An 18861-nucleotide genomic window follows, 5' to 3' on the forward strand; every position below is an offset into this window, starting at 1 on the left:
ACAAGCCCATTGGGCGCGGAAGGCTGGGGATACCGCCCCGGGCGGTTCCACTTACCTTGCTGGCGCGAGGGCAAAGCCCTTAGCAACCTTCTTGGTAACGATCAGATGAGACGCGGCGGCAGCCGCGCCTGCCCAGATTCATCGCTAGCTATCTTCAGAAAGCGGTCATTCTTCCTACAATCGTTGCCAACGTCGCCGCTGTCGTGCCCTCTGAGGACCAGCCTTCAGCAAAGGAAATATCGTGTGAATTCGGTAACTGGTCTCGGCTGAGAGTTCGCAGCCTTATCCGAGAAGGAATGGCCGCTGCTTCACCAACGAAAAGCGCCTCTTGCCTAGGCAACGAAGAGAGCACTTTGGTCATACCTGCTAGGCTGTCCGGCAAGATGCGGGCAACGTGTTCTTGATCAGTGCTGTTTGCGAGGCGCAACACGATCCACGAATTGCATTGGGATATAACCGTATCCTCGATGTCGGACGGTCGCTGCGAGACAAGCATAAGGCCAAGACCGTATTTGCGTCCCTCGCGCGCAAGCCTTCGTACCGCTGTTTGCGCCACCTCGTACTGAGCGTCGCCACGATTTGGTACGTAGCGATGCGCCTCCTCGCAAACGAACAGCACAGGGTCTCGTTCGCGTTCTTCTCGCGTCTGGTGGAGCTTGTATTGGAACAGCAGGCGCGCGATTGCGCCCGTCAATGGTCCGGCCACTTCGTTAGGCAATCCTGAAATGTCTATGATCTTCAAGCAGGCATCGTCCGCTCCATCCACATTCAGGAACTGAGACAAAACGTCAGGAAGGCTCGGTGCGTCCGGACCATGCTCTTCCATAAGGAACTGAACCCGGGGGTCAGTCCTGAGCACGCGAAACTTGTTCAGTATCGACGCATAGTCCTTTTGGAAATCCGACGCCGTCACGTCGGTCCAATTGGGACCGTTGCGCTTCGCCTGACGCTCTCTAATGTGAGTTTCGAACTCAGAGAGGGTGAAGGGACGAGGTTTATCACGGTCGAACGATACGAGGTGATCTTCGTTCACTCCGGCCATGGGCATAGGTTGTTCTGGATGTTGTCCCGGCGGAAGATCAGCAGGGATTCCGCCAGCCGCGCTGCGAGCTAGACCAGCACCCACCATTCGTGCGTGGGCAAGCGCCTTATAGACAGTGTTTGCCTGAGACGTGGCTTCGAATTCCGTTTTACCGATAACGAGCGAGCGGAACTCGTCGCTCGACATGAGCCAGTACGGGAGTTTCAGCGTGGACACGTCATCGGGGTTATTCCCCAGCGCATCATATGCTCGAAAGACTTTGGCCCTGTTGCCGAACGCGGAAGCATACTCTCCGTGCGGGTCAATCAGAATGATGCAAGGTCTGGTGCTCTGCTCGGGTCGGCATTGATGCTCTAAAATCGAGTGGATTACGGCTGCTACCGCGCTAGATTTTCCAGACCCCGTAGAGCCGAGGATTGCGCAATGGTGGCCGAAAAGCTTGTCCATATTGGCACGACAAGATACGCGCGTCGCTCCTACATAAGAACCGATGGTCACTAATCGGTCTGCGCCATCCTCGGATGCCTTCTCTGCGCTGGCAAATAACTTGTCGGTCTCTTCCTTGGTGATCAGATGCACCGCTTGAAGCGGTAGAGGGTATGTCGAAACCCCGCGCTTGAAGGAGAGTTCCTTCTCTGCGGGGTTAAACCATGCTTCACCAAGCATGTCGGCCTCTATGACCCTGCGGTCTTGATCGAAAGACTTGCCCTGAGTCGTTGAAAGCGCCGCCGCTTCTTCATCAGATTGGAGCCGCAGGAGTCTTACAGTGGCGAATAGAATTCTACGCCCAAGGTGCATTTTCACAATGCTGCCTATTTGGCCTACGTCATAAACTCGTCCGCTATGGCTCCTAGTAAGTTCGGTGATGTCGCGCTTGAGCGCGATTTTTATGGCGCTACCAGCAACCTCGAAGACTGTGCCAATCTCCAAATCGGTATCCAGAAGAAATGCGCTCATGCCATTGCGTCCTGAATGTCCTTTGGAAGTCCGCTGGCAAGAAGCGTTGCCGCTCCATCAAAAGTCCACCAGTCCCGCTTTCCTTCTTCAATGGGAAAGACTGGCCCTATTGATCCTTGGTAGATGCCCTTCGGACTCGCAACAAAAAGCCGTTGACTCCAAGATTTCGACTGCCATTCCCTTACGGTCGCGGGCAGTTCTCCGTTCGGCTCGTCATTGAAAGCAATTATAGTCAACTGATTTCTCGAAGAAGACATAGCAATTTCGATCTCAGCGTTAATGTGCTCGTCTCCAAAAGAGTAGCCGCAAACGAGCAGGACGTGATCGCTTCCATGGGATAGCCGCTGCCGGAATCTTTGAAAGATTTCGGCGAAAGGATCACGCTGCGTATTCAGATATTTGGTCGCTTGCGGATAGATCATGACCGAGCCGCCATCGCCTGGATAGGTGTCCCCATGCCTTACTCGCAGCAAATTTGTCGTGCCAGAACGCGGTCTATACCAGTCGATTGAGCCATGCAGTTTCGATACGACGGCCCGTGTCCCTGTTTGGCTCGCATAATTCCGAGCATTCCAGAACGCGACGCCGCCGCCGATAAATCCATCTTGGAACTCGATCCCGGCTAACGCGAGGGCGTCTTCCAGTAATGTGTCGTAGTTGGTGGTGAAGAATTCAACGGGCGTTCGTACAAAATCGAGGCCAGCACGACTGGTGCCGAACACGGCTTCGACAAATTTCCGGTGTCCTGAGATGTCTATGATGGCGCCGCTCTGGCTACCTACTTGCGCTTCGGAGACTATCTCACCCTCGTCGTTCTTACGCGCTGCCCGATAACCCCATCTTACGGTCGACGCGATTTGCTCAATGAGCCCCTGATGGACTTCTTCGAGCTTCTCCTTTGAAACGCGTCCTCCGCCAATATCTATGCCGCCGGTACGCGATCGCTCAGCGATGGAAATGAGATCCCCAAGGTGAGTCAGATGATGCTCGATATGTGAGGTTTCAGCGCAATCCCGGACAACAAAATCCAGAACGCGAAGGGCGTCGGCGTCGGCTGCGAAAAGGTCGCCCCTTGCCAGTTCCATTACACGATCAGTCAACGGATACATCAGCGGAATATTGGCAGGATAGCTGACACCCGCTCCGAGAAGCCAAGTTTGCTTCGGACTGTTAAGATGTTTCTCGAACTGCTCAGCAATATCGGCGTCTTGTGCCATTGAGCCCCTCATGGTCCAACCGTCAACGGGGACATGCTGATAGCAACGTATTACATGCTCCCCCGCCGCACCTTTACTATCGTTTGCAAAATGCGGTGTCACGTAAATCTCACAGGTCAAAGACCCTATCCACGAGCTCCCGCGGGCTGGAGACAGCAACGGGGCCGGTTGCTGACAGACTGCATTCGTACGGAAAGACGCCGGAAGTGGACCTACGTTTTGCCAGCGGCAACCTGCACCGCGACTGGCAGACTAACTCGCATCCCTGAACAGTTTTCCACTGTCCCGCTTCGTCCACGTGCGTGCTTAGACGTTTTGAAGCACTCGTCTCAGTTCCCCTGCCACGTAAGGCGATAGCCCTGCTGTCTCGGGTGTCAGCCGGGAGAGGAAGCGTCGCGCTGATCCTAGATCCATATCCCTGTTAATCGTCAGGCCGGACAGGATGTGCGCCGTGTGGCGAGAGAGACCGAGGCTGATAAACTGGATCATCGTTTGCGATGCTGCCCCAAGCTCCAGATACAGGGGCAGCGCCGGTATCTTTGCAACGTGAGAAGCGTGTCCGGTTGCGATCAGGGCCTCTTTCAGCACAGCTCCGTAGCAGCCCAGCATGTTCACGTATTTGAACCGGAGACTGCTTTCCACATCCGTCAGCACCTCTCGGATGACCGTCCGGCTGGACCGGTTCTTCCCCTGGCTCTTGTGGTACTTGATCGCCTCCTCGATGATCATCGGCAGCGGCTCACCGCGCATCCAGCGAAGAGCCAAAGGAGCCCAGTACCGATGATGCTGGCCGCTCTTTAGCTCAAGATATTTGTGCACCCGGGCAAAAACCGGTCGCAGCTTGTCGAGCGCTTCCTTCCACCCCGCGATAGGATGCAGCGGGATCAGATAGTCGGGACCCTTTTGCCCGATCTTCTCGATCATATAATCGTAGAGTTCTCGCTGCCGGTACCCCGAAATCTGAGGGCTGGCCGCCAGCGTTTCCACGTTCAAACCGATATGATTGTCAGCGATCGCCAGGGCGGAGGTGATGCCCGCCCGTGTCTGCGGCGACAATCCGCTGAGGAGGTCAAGGGTATCGTCAAGCTGCCCTTGCCGACGATCGCGAAGGAGCTTTGAGAAGGCGGCTTCCAAATGCGGAGACTCGCCCGATGGACGGTCCGTCGCCGCTATATACTCCAGCAGCTCGGCCGAGGTGTCGGTCAGGGTGGTCTCAAGCGACGGCTTGATGGGCTCATCCTTCGGCCCGGAGAGCGGACTCGATTCCCACTCATCGTAATCGACGAGAAAGACGTTCCCCTGGAAGTCCCGACCAAGGCGACCGGCACGTCCCGCGAGGTTCCAGAAATCGACGGGTTCGATCGGGTTCTCTTCTCCTTTATGGGGGTTCTGCATAAACACGTTACGCGCGGGCAGATTAACGCCCTGCAGCAACGTGCTTGTGCAGACGATGTAGTCGAGATGCCCGTCAGCAAAGGCACTCTCAACCGCGTTCCTCAGCAGCGGAGGGATGCGGCCATAGTGGAAGCCGACGCCGCCCTCCACGGTTTCAGCAAGCACGTAGCTCGGATGGACCGCCTCTTTCGCAAAGGCAGTCAGGTCCTTGCGAACCTGTACAGATAGCTCACCGGGTCCGGAGGAAGGCACCACCTCAGCAACCGCCGGATCTTGCGACAGCTCTTTGATCTTGAAAGCGATATCCTCGCATGCCGCAGGACCCACAGCGTAAACGAGGCTTTGAGAGGCATTTCCAAGAGCCCAGCTCAGATACACGAGCCCATCATGGGAATTGTAGATGGGGATCGCGGCATCGATCTCCGCGAGCGGGGTCTTCTCGCCGTCCCGCCATAGCAGCATATCGATCTTCTTATCGTCGCTCGCTCTGCGGTTCAGCAGGATGATGTTCTGGGCGACGGGGGAGTCTTTGGTCTTGACCACCTTGACGCTCTTGCGGCCGACCACCGTGCCGAAGACGGCCGGTTCTCGAACTTGCGGGGACGAGAACAGGAACTGCATGTCGGGGTGACGCCGTTGCAGGTCCTGCAAGACTGAATGCAGGACCACTCCCCGGGAGCCCTCGCCGATAAGATGCGCCTCATCGACGATCGCCACGTCGAAGCTGAGGTCAGGAGCCGTATGAAAGAGCACCTGGAGCCGTTCCGGCGTGAGCACATAGATCGGCGTGCCTAAATCAGTCGGCGCTGCCGGTATCGGCACCGTCGTCACCTCGAACGCATTGTCGAGGCTTGCTGCGCGCAAATCCGTGGCAACCTGGCTGATCAGGGCGCGGCTCGGCACAAGATAGACTAGGTTAGCGTTCGGACGCGTTCGCTTTAGATGTTCAATATACGCTAGGAACACAAACGATTTGCCCGCCGAGGTGGGCGCGGAAAGCGCCAGCGAGGAGCCAGACACCAAGGCCTCCCAGACCGCCCGTTGCATGTCGGTAAGGACGGCGCTGCGCTCGCCAATGTGCACGGTATTGTCCAGCTGACGGCCGAGGATCTCGTAAAACACCCCTTCAGTGAGCGTCCTTGGCTCCGCCTCGCCCTTGAACGCGAATTTGATCGCGGGGTAATTTCCAAGACGCGCCAGGACAAGTCTGGACGCACCCCTGATCCCGGCGAGAGTTTCGCTGTAGGCTAGCGATCCGACACTAATGCGATAGGCGAGCTGCCGCCATTCCGCTTCTTCAGATTGCGCGAATATCGTAGCGCTTTGAAGGAGCCGCCGCAGGACTTCTTCTTCAAGCGCAGGGCCGTCAGCGAAGCCCGCGCCGCTCAAAATCGATTGACGCAGTATGGCCTCATAGTCGGCCGCGAAGCGGGGATCGCCGCTGATCGTTTCGCAAAGCCCGTCCACGAAGCTCATGCCGCCACTCCGAGCTTCTCATAGAAGGCCGCCCTGAAGATCTTTAGGGACGGGAACGGCAGAAGGAAGAGATGCAGGTTCGTGGTTACCGGCAGGCGCTTGCCGTAGTGGCGCTCGATCACGCGGCAGGCGCTGCCGATCCTCTTCTTGTACTTTTCCTCGAATGCCGATGCGACTTTGTCGGGTTCAAGATCAAGGATGCGGTTGTAAGCGGCATACTCAAAGCCAAGCAGGCATGCGTGAACGATACGCTTTTGCAGCGTTAGCTTCGACGTGGAGTACGGGTTGATATAGTCCGCGATCTTCGCCCGAAACGCCGGGTCCAAGCTGTTGAGGTCGGACAGGTTGTTCAGGATCTCAATCTCACGAGAGATCTGACCGGCATTCGCCAGGAGCTCGGCCATAGAGGTGAACGCAGCGTCAGCCGCCGACGAAAAGCTCTGGTATATTTTAGACTCGCCAAAATAGATGGTCAGAACATCCTTGGCTTCGTCGTAGCCAAGATGAATGCCATCCGTGCCGTGAACGGGCATGTTGCTATTAGTCTTCAAGTACATCTTCGAGACCAGACGCGGTGCCTTTAGCACCCATTCCAGCAAAGCATAGAGGATTAGCTCTCCCGGCTCTCCACCAGACTCGAGTTGATTCTTCGCCTTGATAAACAAGCTCTTCGCATCGTCGCCAAGTCTGACGATGCGGTGATAATCGAGAACGGGGTCGATCCCCTGTAGCGCATCCCGGACCTTGCTCTTTGGCAGGCAGTACGGGATCAGGCAGTCATAAAGGTACTCGACAAATTCCTGAACCGTGGGAACGCCATCAGCGAAGGTGATGTAGTGGAAGCTACCTGTGAGCCGGTGCATCCCAGACGTCCAGTCGAACGGGACCTCCTTCAGGCGGATACCGAGGCCCGCGTGGTCCTTCAGAAGTGCAGTCATCGCGGCAGCGAGAGCCAATTGGTCCGTCGCCCACGCAGTTTCCCCTTCGACTGCTGTTACGTCATTGCTAGCCAAGTCCACCCCCTTTTCAAGCAGGTTAGGTCAACACCAACTTTGAATCTATGGGCTTTTCAACCGGCAACTACGTCGCCCAACCGTTCGCGTGATCGCGCCATTCAAACACGCTCAGCTTTATTCTAAACTCGGACGCCCATTGATCCTGAGATACCCGCCGCTAAAAAGGCGTCACGCCGCAGGAGCGGAGCAGCTACTTGTAGACCGCTTCCGTCTTCGACTGGATGGCCCCGGCCAGCGCCTTTAGTGTTACGATGACGTGCCGGAAATAAGCATCGTCAATGATCAGTTCTTCCCCAGCCTCGCCCCGACGCTTTTCGCCCGCCTTCTCGACGTAGAGCTTGTTGATGAGCCCGCTGTTGTGGATGATGATATCCCGTGAGGCCTTGATCTCGATGAAGGCGCGCACTGTTTCTGGCTCAAGCTCAATCGACAGCACCTTCGCCGCCTTGTCGAGATATTCGGACGGTTTGCCAAACATCAGTCCCTCGCACTTCAGCGCGACGAAACGGCGGATCACGTCATCCCGGTCCTCGTGCTCAAGGAACAGGTCGAGGGGAATACCGCTCTTGTCCGCCAGAACCGATAGCTTGGCGGGAAAGGTACTCGCGGCGATCGCAATACAGTCCTGGATGAAGGCTTCGACCCGCGACACCATCGAGACGATGTTCGTCTCAAAGACGCCCCGCTCGTGCTGGGCGTAGAAGATCAAGCCGATATCCTCGTCCCGGCGCCGGCTTGTCACCGTGCCTTTGCGCTTCGGTACCGGATAGGGCTTTTTTGCCTTGCTCTTTGAAGTCTGGAGCTTGTCCGCGCGCGTCTTCAACTCCGGTCGCAGCAGCGACGTAAATATCCATGCGTCGTTGAGATAGCGGTAAAGCCGGATGTGGCGCGTGTAGATCGCCTTCGATACAGCACTTTTCCTTGCCACACCTTCCCTCCCTGTCGTCATCTACGATCCTAAAATATCTTGGACACTACGGCCACTGACATCCGCCTCGTATAAAGCTATGTCTTTATAGAAACGGAATTGCCTTCCTCGCCTCCCGGAAAGACCTCACGCTAATGTTCAAATCAGATTCGACTAGACTCGGCGCTTCCGGGAGGCCGATCCTGAAAGGCCCAAAACACTGTAGCGGGGATGGATGCTTTACGCTTGGATTGACGGAATAAAGCGCGCCCCCCTCACAAAAGGGGAAAGCACGGTCTGCCGTGATTGCGGCGGGTTGCTGACCTCCGTCATGCCGGTCGAGAATGTCAGGCACTGGCGGCACAAGGCCGGGGATTGCGATCCATGGAGCGAACCGGAAGGCCCCTGGCATCTAGGCTGGAAAGAGGCCTTTCCCGAGAACTGCCGCGAGGTCGGTCTGATCGACCAAGCGACCGGCGAGCGCCACAGGGCCGACGTGCTTTGCAACGCTGGTACCGCGCACGCGGCCGTTCTGGAGCTGCAATACTCTCCGATTTCGGAGGAGGAACGAGCGGCACGCGAAGCCTTTTATCGTCAGGGCCACCGAATGTATTGGCTCGTCCACGTTCATGACGGGCCGTCGAGCTTCACCGGCTGGAGCTTCAAGGCCTCAATGAATTGGGGAGCCCGGCCCGTCGAGATCGATGGCCGCCGCTATGCGATCATGCAGTGGATGGGCCGTAGCAAACAGTTCATCGAGAAGTGGAAACGAGCGACGGGCTATGTTTTCCTTGAGTGCGAAACTCACATTTTCTTCCTCGCCGGCGACGAGCTTGCGCGGCGCGTAACCGGCGGAATTCCCCTCAAAAAGGGCGAATACGCGCTCACTCGATGGAGTCGGGAAGACTTCATCCGCTCCGTCCAGTGGACGGGCGGCGCATGAAGGAAGGCAAAGCACGGGTCGAGTTGGGCGACGGGCTCGTGCAATACATGGCGGCGGCCGAGGAGACCGTGCACGAGCTGCGGGCAGCCGACAGCCCCTTGCTGAAGGCGCTGTTGCAGTACGACGCCTATTTTCGGCGCGACGTGTGGGATCACGTATCGCCGACGTCGGCCTTCGCCTTCGTCCTCTTCCTCAACGCCTACCAGATGTTCCTCGGCGCGGCGCGCATGGCATTAAGCGGGCATCCGGCAGCGGTTTTTCCACTTCTGCGGACCGCCCTCGAATCTGCAAGCTATGGTTACCTCATGGAGCAGCAGCCCGCCCTTTCCGAGGTCTGGGGCAACCGACACCGCAGCGAGGCCGACAAGAAGGCTTGCCGCAACGCCTTCACCTTCGATAAGGCGATCAAGGGTTTTGCCCATAAGGCTCCGGATATCGGTAGGCTCGCCAAAGAGGCCTACGAGGGCGCGATCGACTACGGCGCGCACCCCAATCTGAAGGGCGTTTTCGGCCATGTGTCGATCAACGAAGATCGACCGGACGGCATGGTGGCCGTCACCTACACCAGCCTATACGGCTCAGGCCACCACGAGACGATCCGCGGCATCTGCGCCTGCCTCGACTTCGGCTTTGCCATTATCGGTATCATTACGCTGTCCGGCCCGACCGCGACCGGGAAGCTTCAGAACGAGCTGCAGGCGTTGAACGACGCCAAGGAAGCGGCGATCGCCGCCTATCAGTCTGCGCGATAGTTCGTCCGCCGTTCCTGAATCTACGGCCCCTTTGGCCGGCGAAAATAGCAGAAGATAGCGCGACAATACGTCGATGTGTGCGGGCTGACCGGATCTTGATGCAGATCGGCACCGGCACCAAGCCGCAGTTTCATTGCCACGGCACGCGCCGCCACAGCGCTTGACGTGGCCAGCCATTCGCTTGCGCCTCAATTTTGGAGGGCTATAGCGTAGGTGTAGTTCTCCGTTTCTTCGTCTTCGGCCCGCCATTTCTTCTCCAGACGATGACCTCCCTGCTCTTCACCGCGTCTGCCTGATTGCTTGCCGGGAACCTTCCTTGTGGTTCTGCGTTTTTCCTTCAAATACTCACGAAGGAGATGAAACGTGGCTCAGAAATTGACCGAAGCAACCATCGAAGAGCAGATTGCGGCATTGCGCGAGCAGATTGCCGGGTTGACCGAGTCGGTGTCGTCGCAGGCGGGGTCATTGAAGGAAAAGGCTGAGGAGCGGCTGGATGAAGCCAGGGGCGGCTTGCGCCGCGCGGCGTCCACCGTGCGCGAAGGCGGCCAGCAGGCGCTTGAAACCGTTCGGGACAATCCGGGCGCCGCGACATCCGTTGCTGCGATTGCGGCCTTGTCGGGCATGGCGGTCGGCTATCTGATCGGCAGCCTGAGCCGTAATCCGCCGGCGCATTCGGGCTGGACCAAAAACTGGCGGTGATGCCGTCTGAAGACGTTTATCCAAAGCCCCTCGGGATCTCCCGCAGGGGCTTTTTCATGCCCGGCGTGGCCTTGATGCCCGTTCGGGGTCAGACCCGAACGGGCTGGGCGACACGATCTTCCTGACCGAAGAATTTCAGGTAGCGTTCGACTTCGGCCGGGTCGCCGGTCGCTTTTTCCGGATTATCGGACAGTTTCACAGCCGGACGGCCATTGGCCTCCGTGACCTTGCAGACGATTGAAATGGGCTTGAGGCCGGCGATCTCGCTCGGCGCGCAGCCGGCGAAATCGTTTGTGAGGTTGGTGCCCCAGCCGAAGCTCATACGCACCCGCCCGTCGAAATGGCGGTAAGTATCGACGATGGCGTCGACGTCGAGGCCATCCGAGAAGATGAGCAGCTTCTTCCTGGGATCGCGGCCCTTCTCCTGCCACCAGCGGACAATCTTTTCACCGCCCTCGATGGGCGGGGCGCTGTCAGGCCTGAAGCCCGTCCAGTCCGCGACCCAATCCGGCGCACCGCGCAGGAACGCCGCCGTGCCGAAGGCATCGGGCAGAACGATCAGCAGGTTGCCGCCGTACAGCTTGTTCCAGTCGCGCAGGATCTTGTAGGGCGCGGCGCGTAATTCGTCGTCATTGTTGGCAAGGGCTGCCGCCACCATCGGCAATTCATGGGCATTGGTGCCGACGGCTTCCAGATCTGAATCCATAGCCAGCAATACATTGCTCGTACCGGTAAAGGCCGGGCCGATGCCTTCCTTCAGTGCCTCGACGCACCAGCGCTGCCACAGGAAGGAGTGGCGACGACGGGTGCCGAAATCAGAAATCTTGAGCCGCGGCAGTTCGCGCAACCGCTCCACCTTCGCCCACATCTTGGCCTTGGCGCGGGCATAGAGCACATCCAGCGTGAAGAAGCCGAGATTGCGCATGGCGGCGCGCGAGCGCAGCTCGTTGATGATGGCGAGTGCGGGGATTTCCCACATCGTCGTATCCTTCCAGCGGCCATGGAAGGTCAGTTCATATTGCCCGTCACGCTTCACCAGTTCGTATTCCGGAAGCTGATAGGTGGAAAGCCAGGCGAGGAATTCCGGCTCGAAGATCTGGGCGCGGCCATAGAAGGTGTTGCCGGCGAGCCAGATCATTTCCTTCTTGGTGAGGCGCAGCGTGCGGGCGAAATCGAGCTGGGCGCGCAATTCGCCCTCATCGATCTCGTCGGCCAGACGCACGGTCTTGGTGCGGTTGATGACGGAGAAGGTGACATCCACATCCGGATGCAGCTTCCAGATCATCTGCAGCATCAAAAGCTTGTAGAAGTCGGTGTCGATCAGGCTGCGGATGATCGGGTCCAGCTTGAACGTGTGGTTGAACACACGCGCTGCAATATCCGTCTTCGTCATCTGCGCATCCCCCGCGAACTGCGTCGCTCTCCCTCAAGAGGGCAGACTAGGAAATAACCATTGCCGCTGTCCACCCTCGACAGCGGCAATTCCTCAATAGCCTGCCGCCGTGTTCACGGTGAACTGCAACGTTTCACCCCGTTCAAAACGCCCGATCTGCTCCTGCATGAGTTGAAACAGCGCCACCGGCTCGGAAGGAGCTGCCGCATGCGGGGTGATGACGAGGTTATCCAGCCCCCAGAGCGGGCTCGCTTCCGGCAACGGTTCCACCGCAAACACATCCACCGACGCGCCACCCAGTGTGCCGTCCGTCAGCGCGATATGCAGATCGGCCTCGTTCTGGCTCTTGCCGCGCCCGGCATTGATGAAGACCGGTTTGCCGAGCGCACCGCCCTGGCGCAGCCTGCCGAAGAGATCGTGGTTATAAAGGCCGGTGGTTTCCGGGGTCAGCGGCAGAAGGCCAACGAGGAAATCCGTGCGCGACAGGAAGTCATTCATGCCGGTGGCATCGAAGGTTTCCATGCCTTCGATCTCTTTCTTCGTGCGCGACCAACCGATGACGGTGAAGCCGAGTGCCCTGAGCTTGGCGGCGGCATCGAGCCCGAGCACGCCGAGCCCCATGAGACCGACGGTGATTTCCGAGGCTTCCGGTTGAAGGAATTCACTCCACACACGCTTCTTCTGCTGTTCCAGATAGGGCAGAACGCGGCGCAGGTGGATAAGGCATTGCAGCACGATCCACTCGCTCATGCGGGTCGTCAGGTTACGATCCACAAAGCGGACGATCGGAATATCGGGAATCCCCTCGACCGACATGATGTGGTCAACACCCGCACCGCCAGAGAACAGAACTTTCAGATCGGGCGCGCGGCGGAAAAGATCAGCATCCGGCTTCCAAACCACCGCATAATCGATGCCAGACAGGTCACGGGCTGCATTGTCCGGTTCCGCCAGATCGATGATCTCGCGATCGGGGAAAAAGGTCTGGATCGTTTGCTTGAGATTGTCGCGTGCGAATTTCAGGTCGAGAATGATGGCGCTTTTCGCACGCATGACAGGCTTCCTCTGGTCTTTCGTTACTGGCTGACAGCCGGGCGGGCTTCAAGATTGAAGGCGGCAGCCAGCAAGGCCTTGGTGTAAGGCTCCTTCGGCGCGGCGAAAATTTCTGCCGCAGGGCCCTGCTCCACCACGCGGCCGGCGCGCATGACGATGATGTCGTTGGCGAGCGCCTTGACCACCTTCAGGTCATGGCTGATGAAGAGATAGGCGAGATCGTGACGCTTCTGGAGATCGCGCAACAGATCCACCACCTGCGCTTGCACACTCATATCCAGCGCAGACGTCGGCTCGTCCAGCATCACGAAGCGGGGTTTCAGCACCATGGCGCGGGCAATGGCGATGCGCTGGCGCTGGCCGCCGGAAAATTCGTGCGGATAACGCCAGCGGGTGGCGGGGTCGAGCCCCACCTCGTTCAGCGCCTCCACCACGCGGGCGTCGCGCCCTTCCGCATCGAGCGTGGGCTCATGCACCTGAAGCCCCTCGGCAATGATGTCGCCCACCGTCATGCGCGGCGAAAGCGAGCCATAGGGGTCCTGGAACACGACCTGCAGACGGTCGCGCAGCGGGCGCATTTCCTTGAAGGAATAGGCATTGATATCCGCGCCGAGAAAGGCGATCCGTCCCTTCGAGGAAATCAGACGGGTCAGCGCCAGACCGAGCGTCGTCTTGCCGGAACCCGATTCACCGACAACGCCGAGCGTCTGGCCGGCGCGCAGCGTCACGTCGATACCATCGACCGCCTTCACATGATCGACGGTACGGCGCAGGAAGCCGGCCTTGATGGGGAACCACACACGAATGTCGTCGCCCTCCATCACCACCGGACGTGATGTATCGGCACGCGGCGGCTCGCCGCGCGGTTCGGCGGACAGCAGATGCTTCGTGTAATCATGTTGCGGTCGGTTGAAGACCTCTTCCACCGGTCCGGTCTCGACAATCCTTCCCTTCGTCATCACGCAGACGCGGTCGGCGAACTTGCGCACGATGCCGAGATCATGGGTGATGAACAGCATGGACATGCCATGGCCAGTCTTCAGATCGCGCAGCAGTTCGAGAATCTGTGCCTGCACGGTCACGTCGAGCGCGGTCGTCGGCTCATCGGCAATCAGGAGCGCCGGACGGTTGGCAAGCGCCATGGCGATCATCACGCGTTGCCGCTGGCCACCGGAAAGCTCGTGCGGATAGGCCTTCAGGCGCTTTTCCGGCTCGCGAATGCCGACCTGATTCAGCAGCTCAAGAATACGCGCCCGCGCCGCATTACCCGTCATGCCCTGATGGAGTTCAAGGATCTCGCCAATCTGCTTCTCGATGGAATGCAGCGGATTGAGCGAGGTCATCGGCTCCTGGAAGATCATGGTAATGTCGTTGCCGCGCACCTGCCTCAGCGTGCGCTCGTCGGCCTTCAACAGATCCTTGCCTTGAAACAGGATTTCACCCGAGGGATGACTCGCCGCAGGATAGGGCAGAAGCCTGAGGATGGAATTGGCCGACACCGATTTTCCGGAGCCCGATTCCCCCACCAGCGCCACGACCTCGCCCGGCATGATGTCGAAGGATACACCATCGACCGCGAGCGACGTCTTGCCGCCCTGATGGAAGGCAACCGAGAGGTTCTTTACGGAAAGAAGCGGCGTTTTCTGTTCTGTCATGACCGCCTCACCGGAATGTCTTGCGAGGATCGAAGGCGTCGCGCACAGCTTCGCCGACGAAGATCAACAGCGAGAGCATTATCGACATGGTGAAGAAGGCCGTCAGTCCCAGCCAGGGCGCCTGCAGGTTCTTCTTGCCCTGCGCGATGAGTTCGCCAAGCGATGGCGAGCCTGGCGGCATGCCGAAGCCGAGGAAGTCGAGCGAGGTCAGCGTGGTGATCGAACCCGAGAGGATGAAGGGCAGGAAGGTGAGCGTCGCCACCATGGCATTGGGCAGGAGGTGGCGTGCCATGATCGTGGCATTTCCGACGCCGAGCGCCCGCGCCGCCCGCACATATTCGAAATTGCGCGCCCGCAGGAATTCGGCGCGCACCACGCCGACAAAGCCGACCCACGAGAACAAAAGCATGATGCCGAGCAGGATGAAGAAGCCGGGCGGCAGGATGGCGGCGATGATGAGCAGGATATAGAGCACTGGCATCGACGACCAGATCTCGATGAAGCGCTGCATCAGAAGGTCGGTCCAGCCGCCGAAATAGCCTTGCACAGCGCCCGCCGTGACGCCCACCACTGCCGAGCAGATGGTCAACGCCAGACCGAACAGAACGGAAATACGGAAACCGTAGATCATGCGCGCCGTCACATCACGAGCCTGATCGTCGGTACCGAGCCAGTTGAGATTGCCGAGATTGCAATCGGGGTCTTCGACGCCCTTCGGATAGGCCGAGCAGCGCTCTTCCTTGCTCATCAACCAGAAGGGCTTGGTGGGGGCGGAATGGGGAATGTTGGAATTGACGGTGTTGTAGGAATAATGGATCGGCGGCCAGATGGCCCAGCCGTTCGCATTGATCTCGTCGGCAATGAAGGAGGAGCGGTAGTCGGTTTCGGCGAGGAAACCACCAAATTTCTCCTCCGGATAATTCACCACCACCGGAAACAGGATCTCTCCCTTGTAGGAGACGAGGAGCGGTCGATCGTTGGCTATGAATTCCGCTCCGAGACTGAGAATGAACAGCACCATGAACAGCCAGAAGGACCAGTAGCCGCGCCGGTTCGCCTTGAAGTTCTCCAGCCGCCGGCGATTGACCGGCGAGAGGAACGGGCGACGGGGCTTTTCCGTAATCGTGGTCGCGGTCGAGGTGGCGTCCATGTCAGACCTCCCTCTTTTCGAAGTCGATGCGCGGATCGATCCAGGTGTAGATCAGGTCGGAGACGAGACTGACGACGAGGCCGAGCAGCGAGAAGATGTAGAGCGTGCCGAAGACGATGGGGTAATCGCGATTGACGACAGCGAGATAGCCGAGGCGGCCGAGACCATCGAGCGAGAAGATGTTCTCGATCAGCAGCGAACCGGTGAAGAAGGCCGAGATAAAGGCGCCGGGGAAACCCGCGATGACGATCAGCATGGCGTTGCGGAAGACGTGACCATAAAGAACCCGATTTTCCGAAAGCCCCTTGGCGCGCGCCGTCACCACATATTGCTTGCGGATTTCATCGAGGAAGGAATTCTTGGTGAGGAGCGTCGTCGTGGCGAAGGCCGAGAGCGCCAGCGAAATCAGCGGCAGCGTCAGGTGCCAGAAATAGTCGATGATCTTTTCCCACCAGGAGAGCTGGTCGAAATTATCGGACACGAGGCCGCGAAGCGGAAACCAGTCGAAGAAGGACCCGCCGGCAAAAAGCACGATGAGCAGGATACCGAAGAGGAAGCTTGGCACGGCATAGCCGACAATGATGACACCTGAGGTCCACACGTCGAAGGCGGACCCGTCCTTCACGGCCTTGCGAATCCCGAGCGGAATGGAAATCGTGTAGGAAAACAGCAGGATCCACACGCCGAGCGAGATCGAAACCGGCATTTTCTCAAGGATGAGATCGATTACCGGCGTGTTGCGGAAGAAGCTTTCACCGAAATCGAAGCGGATGTAGCTGCCCATCATGTCCAGAAAGCGGGTCAGCGGCGGCTTGTCGAAGCCGAACTGCTTTTCCAGCTTGGCGATCAGTTCGGGATCAAGCCCCTGCGCGCCGCGATATTTCGCATTATCCTGCGAGGAAAAATCCTGCGTGGCCAGCATGTCGCCGCCGCCGGTCAGACGGTCGGAAGCGCTGTCGCCCTGGCCAGTCAACTGGGAAATGACCTGTTCCACGGGCCCGCCCGGCGCAAACTGCACCACGAGAAAGGAAATGCCCATGATCCCGATCATGGTCGGGATCATCAGGAGAAGGCGTCTGAGGATATAGCCGCCCATACGGTCAGGCCCTTCCGGTCTTATTCAAGCTGCCATTCCCTTTGCAGAGGATGGTGATTCGTTCGGTTTCATTTGGTAACGGCTTGGCCCGGCAACGCAACCCCGGCCCGGTGTGCCAGTTCACTTGCCCGCCGCCGTCGACCACCACGCATCCGGGAAGCCGGTGCCGTAATAGGGCAGTTCCTTCGCGTGGGTGATCTGGCTGGAATAGGCAAGGCGCGCCGTATTGCCATAGAACAGCGGCATCACGTAATTGTGGGCGAGCAGCACGCGGTCGAGCGCGTGCACCGCCGGCACGAGTTCCGCCCGCGTCTGGGCAAAAGTCACCTGACGGATCAACTCATCGATGGCCGGATCGGCGATGCCGACATAGTTCTTGGAACCCTGCTTGCCGACGGAGGCCGACCCCCAGTAATCCGATTGCTCGTTACCGGGATGCAGCGTCTGTGCCCACACAACCCATGTCACGTCATAATCGAAGGTGCGGACGCGGTTGGTATATTGCGCGGCATCCACCGTGCGGATGCTGGCCTCGACACCGATCTTCTTGAGGTTCTGGGCATAGGGAACAGACCAGCGCTCCAGCGTCGGGCTGGACAGCAGGATTTCGAAGGAGAAGGGCTCACCGGTCCTGGTATTGACCATGCGGTTACCCTTCAATTCGTAACCCGCCTCCTTGAAGAGGGCGATGGCCTTGCGCAGGTTCTCCCGCGACTTCGTGGGGTCGCCGCCCACCGGATTGGTGTAGGGCGTGGTGAAAACCCGCGCGGGCACCTTGTCCTTCATCGCGTCGAGAATTTCCTTCTCCCGGCCTTCCGGCAGGCCGGAAGAGGCAAGCTCCGTACCCCAGAAGTAGCTGTCAACGCGTTTGTAGGCCGAGAACGCGATGGTGCGGTTCAGTTCCTCGAAATCGAAGGCATAGTTCAGCGCCTCGCGCACGCGCTCGTCCTGGAACTTGGCGCGGCGCAGGTTGGGCGCCATCGCCTGCATGACGCCAGTTGCACGGAAGGGATTTTCGACCTCCTCGCGGATGACGCGCCCGTCCTTGACCGCCGGGAAGTCGTAACCCGTCGCCCAGCGCGCTGCCATGTTCTCATACCAGTAGTCGGTATTGCCGGCGCGGAAGGCTTCGAACTCCACATCGCGGTCGCCGAAATAGGTGTAGGTGATGGCGCCGAAATTGTTCTGGCCGACATTCACCGGCAAATCCTTCGCCCAGTAATCGTCGCGCAGTTCGTAGCGGATGGTCGCGCCCGGCGAAAACGCGGCGATCCTGTAGGCGCCGGAGCCCATGACCGGCTCCAGCGTGGTGCGGGAAATGTCGCGCGGCTTGCCATCCGGGCCGGTTCCTTCCCACCAATGCTTCGGCACGATCGGGAACTGACCGAGGATCTGCGGCAGTTCCCGATTGTTCTTTTCATCGAAACGGAAGGTTACCTCACGCGGGCCGGTTTCCACTGCTTCGGTCACATGGCGATAATAATTGCTGAAGAGCGGGTTATGCTCCTTCAACTTTTCCAGCGAAAAGATCACGTCCGCCGGTGTGACCGGCTGGCCATCGGCCCACTTTGCTTCCGGGCGCAGGCGGAAGCTCACTTCCGAGACATCGTCCGGATAGGATACGGCCTCGGCGAGAAGACCGTAGGCGGTGGAAACCTCGTCGCCGGATTCCTTCAGCAGCGTATCGAAAACCGCGCCTACGCCGGCGGCGGCCTCTCCCTTGGAAAGAACCGGGTTGAACGTGTCGAACGTTCCATCGGCGGAAAGGCGGAGCGTACCGCCCTTCGGCGCATCGGGATTGACGTAGTCGAAGCGTGCGAAGCCTTGCGGGTATTTCAGCGCGTCGCCCAGCGTCACGCCATGGCGCCAGACTTTTTCCTCTGCCCGCGCCGCCGGCACTGCCGCCACAAGCGTAACCGCCAAGAAGGCCAGCCCCTTCACCATCATCCGCATCAAAGCCATGCCTTCCCGTTCTCCTGAACCGCTTCGCGCCAGAGCATAAGCAAAAGTGGGGCGAAAAACAGGGGCGTGCAATCACATTGCGCCGAGCACCGCGAAGGTCACGCTTTCACCCCAATCGCAAATCAGTTTATCAAGAAAGCAGATTCCC

14 protein-coding genes are annotated in these 18861 nt (G+C 58.9%); 3 read left to right on the forward strand and 11 right to left on the reverse strand.

The features are described 5' to 3' along the window. Positions 1-154: 154 nt before the first annotated feature. The 5 genes from GGQ66_RS01415 to GGQ66_RS01435 form a co-directional block, all read right to left on the reverse strand. Positions 155-1999 carry an ATP-binding protein gene (locus tag GGQ66_RS01415; RefSeq protein ID WP_183788615.1) on the reverse strand — a complete coding sequence of 615 codons (1845 nt, stop codon included), beginning with the start codon at positions 1997-1999 and terminating at the stop codon, positions 155-157. After that, positions 1996-3216, reverse strand: a complete 1221-nt coding sequence (locus GGQ66_RS01420) for an SIR2 family protein (RefSeq protein ID WP_183788617.1) — start codon at positions 3214-3216, stop codon at positions 1996-1998. Before GGQ66_RS01420 ends, GGQ66_RS01415 begins: the two co-directional genes overlap by 4 nt. Before the next feature lie 306 nt (positions 3217-3522). After that, positions 3523-6087, reverse strand: coding sequence for a DEAD/DEAH box helicase (locus tag GGQ66_RS01425; protein WP_183788619.1), 2565 nt, complete (start codon positions 6085-6087; stop codon positions 3523-3525). Next, a complete protein-coding gene (locus GGQ66_RS01430) occupies positions 6084-7100 on the reverse strand; it encodes a HamA C-terminal domain-containing protein (protein ID WP_183788621.1) in 1017 nt (338 codons plus the stop codon). The genes GGQ66_RS01425 and GGQ66_RS01430 overlap by 4 nt, the downstream gene beginning before the upstream one ends. 193 nt (positions 7101-7293) lie before the next feature. Further along, positions 7294-8031 (reverse strand): hypothetical protein, encoded by a 738-nt coding sequence (locus tag GGQ66_RS01435; RefSeq protein WP_183788624.1) that lies wholly within the window; start codon positions 8029-8031, stop codon positions 7294-7296. A gap of 214 nt (positions 8032-8245) precedes the next feature. Here GGQ66_RS01435 and GGQ66_RS01440 point away from each other — a divergent pair, with 214 nt between their 5' ends. The 3 genes from GGQ66_RS01440 to GGQ66_RS01450 all read left to right on the forward strand — a co-directional run bounded on the left by GGQ66_RS01440 (position 8246) and on the right by GGQ66_RS01450 (position 10404). Next, on the forward strand, positions 8246-8953 hold the full coding sequence (locus tag GGQ66_RS01440) for a competence protein CoiA family protein (protein ID WP_183788626.1): 708 nt from the start codon (positions 8246-8248) through the stop codon (positions 8951-8953). Continuing rightward, positions 8950-9705, forward strand: a complete 756-nt coding sequence (locus GGQ66_RS01445; RefSeq protein ID WP_183788628.1) for a hypothetical protein — start codon at positions 8950-8952, stop codon at positions 9703-9705. The genes GGQ66_RS01440 and GGQ66_RS01445 overlap by 4 nt, the downstream gene beginning before the upstream one ends. Positions 9706-10068: 363 nt before the next feature. Next, positions 10069-10404 (forward strand): hypothetical protein, encoded by a 336-nt coding sequence (locus GGQ66_RS01450; protein ID WP_183788630.1) that lies wholly within the window; start codon positions 10069-10071, stop codon positions 10402-10404. Positions 10405-10492: 88 nt separating this feature from the next. On the opposite strand, the gene pncB is transcribed toward GGQ66_RS01450, so the two are convergent. From pncB to GGQ66_RS01480, 6 genes are all read right to left on the reverse strand, one after another. Beyond that, entirely contained in the window at positions 10493-11797 is a 1305-nt protein-coding gene (pncB, locus tag GGQ66_RS01455; protein WP_183788632.1) for a nicotinate phosphoribosyltransferase, read from the reverse strand. A 93-nt stretch (positions 11798-11890) separates the two neighbouring features. Next, positions 11891-12850, reverse strand: a complete 960-nt coding sequence (locus GGQ66_RS01460; RefSeq protein WP_183788634.1) for a 2-hydroxyacid dehydrogenase — start codon at positions 12848-12850, stop codon at positions 11891-11893. Positions 12851-12873: 23 nt separating this feature from the next. Further along, positions 12874-14505 carry an ABC transporter ATP-binding protein gene (locus tag GGQ66_RS01465; protein WP_183788636.1) on the reverse strand — a complete coding sequence of 544 codons (1632 nt, stop codon included), beginning with the start codon at positions 14503-14505 and terminating at the stop codon, positions 12874-12876. A 7-nt stretch (positions 14506-14512) separates the two neighbouring features. Next, on the reverse strand, positions 14513-15655 hold the full coding sequence (locus tag GGQ66_RS01470) for an ABC transporter permease (RefSeq protein WP_183788638.1): 1143 nt from the start codon (positions 15653-15655) through the stop codon (positions 14513-14515). A 1-nt stretch (position 15656) separates the two neighbouring features. Beyond that, positions 15657-16751, reverse strand: coding sequence for a microcin C ABC transporter permease YejB (locus tag GGQ66_RS01475; RefSeq protein WP_183788640.1), 1095 nt, complete (start codon positions 16749-16751; stop codon positions 15657-15659). Between the two features lie 120 nt (positions 16752-16871). Continuing rightward, positions 16872-18713 (reverse strand): extracellular solute-binding protein, encoded by a 1842-nt coding sequence (locus GGQ66_RS01480; RefSeq protein ID WP_183788642.1) that lies wholly within the window; start codon positions 18711-18713, stop codon positions 16872-16874. Positions 18714-18861 lie beyond the last annotated feature (148 nt).

The sequence above is a fragment of the Allorhizobium borbori genome, from assembly GCF_014196535.1.
Lineage (GTDB): Bacteria > Pseudomonadota > Alphaproteobacteria > Rhizobiales > Rhizobiaceae > Ectorhizobium > Ectorhizobium borbori.